Here is a 3,193-nt window from a genome sequence, read left to right as displayed (position 1 = left end):
CCGGGTGGCGGCGAGGATGCGCCGGGCCGGGGCCGGTTCGCCGCGCAGCGGAATCCGCACCACCGGCCAGTCGTCGTGCAACCGCGCCAGCCGCGGCACCAGGATGATGCCGAAGCCGTGCGCGACCAGCGCCGTCCCGGTGTCCCACTCGTCGGCGTGGTGCGCGATGTTCGGGCTGAACCCGGCCGCCATGCACGCGGCGCGCATCAGGTCGTGGTAGGTGCCGCCGGGGTGCCCGATGATCCACTGCTCGTCGGCGGCTTCGGTGAGCGTCGCGGACTTCCGCCCGGCGAGCCGGTGATCGCTCGGCACCACCAGGTCCAGCGGGTCGTCCAGCAGCGGGTGCTGCTCGAAGCGCGCGTCCCCCAGCGGCGGGGTGTCCGCGGTGTTGATGACCAGAGCGACGTCCGCGTCCCCCGCCAGCAGCAGGTCGAAGCAGCGGTCCGGTTCGGCCTCGACCAGCCGCACGCGCACCCGCGGGAAGCGCTCCCGGAGCATCGCGGCGGCGGCGGGCAGCAGGTGGGTCGCGGCGGTGGAGAACCCGCACAGGGTGAACGGGCCCGCCGGTTCTCCGGCCAGCGCGGCGAGTTCGGCGCGGGCGTGCTCGGCCTGCACCTGCAGCAGTTCCGCGTGGTGCAGCACGGTCCGGGCCGCGGGGGTGAGCCGGATGCCGCGGCCGGACTGGGCGAGCAGCTCGACGCCGAGCTCCTCGGCGAGCTGGCGCAGCTGGTAGGAGACCGTCGACGGGGTGTAGTGCAGCGCCGCTGCGGCGGCGGTGACGGTGCCGTGGTGCGCGACCAGCTGCAGCACCGTCAGCTTGGGATCGATCATGCGAATATTTTGCACGGTTCACCGCGAGAACGTTTGATTCACTTCGCCGGCATCGGGCGGCAACCTGTGGACGTGCTGCCCTTGAAGCCCTCGCCTCCTCCTGCGCTCCAGACCGGCTCGGGGAAGGAGTTCGTCGACCGGGTGCGCGCGGTGCGCACCGGGACCTACCTGCTGGTGGTGCTCACCGCGGGCGCGTACCTGCCGAGCCCGCTCTACCCGGGCTACCAGGGGTCGTTCGGCATCAGCGACCTCGGCATGACGCTGATCTACGCGGTGTTCGCGCTGGTCAGTGCGCCGGCGCTGCTGCTGTTCGGTCCTGCGTCGGATGCGCTGGGGACGCGCGTGGTGCTGCGGACGGCGGTGCTGCTGGCCGCTGCCGGGTCGGTGTGCTTCGCGTTCGCCGCGGGCACCGGCTGGCTGCTGGCCGGTCGGGCCGCGCAGGGGCTCGCGCTGGGCGCGGTGACCCCGGCGGCGACCGCGTTGATCTGCGACGACCCGCGCTCGGCGAGCAGGCGGCGCGCCGCGGTGCTGGCGGGCACGGCGTTCCTGCTCGGCACCGCGGCCGGTCCGGTCGCCGCGGGTGCGCTGGCCCAGCACCTGCCGCTGCCGCAAGTCCTGCCGTACCTGCTGCACCTGGTGCTGCTGGGCGTCGGATGGCGCCGCCTGTCCCGGCTGCCCGCGCCCGCCGCACCGCTGCGGCGGTGGCGGCCGGAACGCCCGCGGATCCCGCGCGGGACGCGCTGGTCGTTCACCGCGGCCGCGGGCACCGGGTTCCTGGCCTGGACGGTGGCCGGGCTGTTCCTGGCGATCGTCCCGGCGCTGCTGGAACGCACGGCGCGGGCCGACCTGACCACCACCGGCTGCGTGCTCGGGGCGGTGCTGGTCTGCTCCGCGCTGACGCAACCGTTCGTCATCGGACTCGGCCCTCGGCGCGCGCAGCTCGGCGGGCTCGGCGGATTGCTGGCGAGCCTGGTGCTGCTGGCGGCGTCGGCGGGCGCCTCGCTGCCGGTGGTGCTGGCGGCGGCGGTCGTCGCGGGAGCCGGGCACGGGCTGGCCTACGGCGGGGCGACGGCCGCCGTCGAGGAGGTCGTGTCGCGGCGGGAGCGCGGGGCGATCACCGGGGCGCTGTACCTCGCGTGCTACCTCGGCGCCGGGTTCCCCGCCGTGCTCGTCGGCCTGGTGGCGCTGGAGCGCCCGCTGGGGACCGCGACGTCCTGGGTGGCGATCGCGGCGGGAGCGCTGGTCCCGGTGGTGGCGGTCGCGGTGGCGGTGGCCGGGCGGCCGACGCCGCCGGTCGAGGCGCCGCGGCCGGGTCCGCACCGGGCCGAGCACCGGCTGGACCGCGCGGGACGCCCGCGGGTCAGAGGTAACCGCTGTCCGGCAGGCCCTGGTGCGGGAGGCCGAGCACGGCGATCGCGGCGTTCGCCGCGGCCGCGGCCTGCTGGTGGCCCGTCTCGCCCCAGTTGAGCAGGTCGCCCGCCTTGCCCGGGTGCACCAGCAACCGCAGGTAGGTGCGCCCGTTGTCCGGGTCCGGTTCCGGCGGGTGCACCCGGCTGATCTCGGCGACCATCCGCACCTGCGCGTACGGCGAGTGCCCGTCGTCGACGCACTGGTAGCCGAGGTAGTGCGGCTCGGCGATGTCGAGCGTGACCTCCTCGTAGGTCTCGCGCCGCAGGATGTCCACGTAGGCGGACTCGCCGGGCTCCGGTCGCCCGCCGGGCAACGAGTGCTTCGCGCCGTCCACCCTGATCAGCACGCGCCCGTCCGGGGCGAACAGGAACCCGTAGACCTGGCGGACCGGTAGGCCTCCGGGCACGGCGCGGGTGTGCCAGGTGAACTTGGCCATGGCTGGATCCCCTTCCTGCCCCGGCGTCGGGCGCCGCGCGGTCGAACCGATCACGTTACCGCGCGGCGCTCGCGGAGTCCCGCTCCGCCGCGCGGAGATCCGCATGGGCGCCCGATCCGGTTACGATCATCCACTGTGGACGATGCCCGGCTGGTGGAACGGTGGCCGCGTTCCGTTGACACCGTTCAGCCGATGCGGTCACGATGATCCCGTGCTCATCGCGACCAGCCTGACCCGCCGCCGCCACGTGGACTTCGTCCGCGTAGGTGCGCAGGGTTGTCGTCGCTGACCTGATGTCCTCGCCGCGACTCCGGCGGCATCAGCACTCCTCCCGGTGATCGACCCGGTCGCGCCCACCGCGCACCCGGTTCGCGCCGCACCGCGGCCACCGGCACCTTCCCCCGCACCCGGGGGGGGGGGGGGGGGGGGGCGGGGGGCCGCGCGCCGCCCGCCCCGGGGGGGGCCCCCCGGGGGGGGGCCGCGCCCCCCCCCCCCCGCGGGGGGGGGGGCAACGGG

General features: G+C 75.7%; 3 protein-coding genes. 1 reads left to right on the top strand and 2 read right to left on the bottom strand.

Annotated elements, in window-relative coordinates; all coding sequences use genetic code 11:
* On the bottom strand, positions 1-831 hold an 831-nt coding region (locus tag LCD33_RS28435; RefSeq protein WP_224978492.1), incomplete at its 3' end, for a LysR family transcriptional regulator.
* A 72-nt stretch (positions 832-903) separates the two neighbouring features.
* On the opposite strand from LCD33_RS28435, the gene LCD33_RS28430 reads away from it, so the two are divergent.
* Positions 904-2,298, top strand: coding sequence for an MFS transporter (locus tag LCD33_RS28430; protein ID WP_224958700.1), 1,395 nt, complete (start codon positions 904-906; stop codon positions 2,296-2,298).
* On the opposite strand, the gene LCD33_RS28425 is transcribed toward LCD33_RS28430, so the two are convergent.
* Entirely contained in the window at positions 2,192-2,677 is a 486-nt protein-coding gene (locus LCD33_RS28425) for an NUDIX hydrolase (protein WP_224958701.1), read from the bottom strand. The two genes, LCD33_RS28430 and LCD33_RS28425, sit on opposite strands and share 107 nt — an antisense overlap.
* Positions 2,678-3,193: the final 516 nt, after the last annotated feature.

Origin of the sequence: Saccharopolyspora sp. 7B (genome assembly GCF_020177435.1) — a bacterium.
Lineage (GTDB): Bacteria > Actinomycetota > Actinomycetes > Mycobacteriales > Pseudonocardiaceae > Saccharopolyspora_C > Saccharopolyspora_C gregorii.
Note: the sequence above shows the minus strand (reverse complement) of the source record. Positions and strands in the feature narration are given on the sequence as shown.

Bases quoted from the DNA above. Each gene is read 5' to 3' on its own strand.
- LCD33_RS28425 (WP_224958701.1), bottom strand. From the start codon at position 2,677: ATGGCCAAGTTCACCTGGCACACCCGCGCCGTGCCCGGAGGCCTACCG.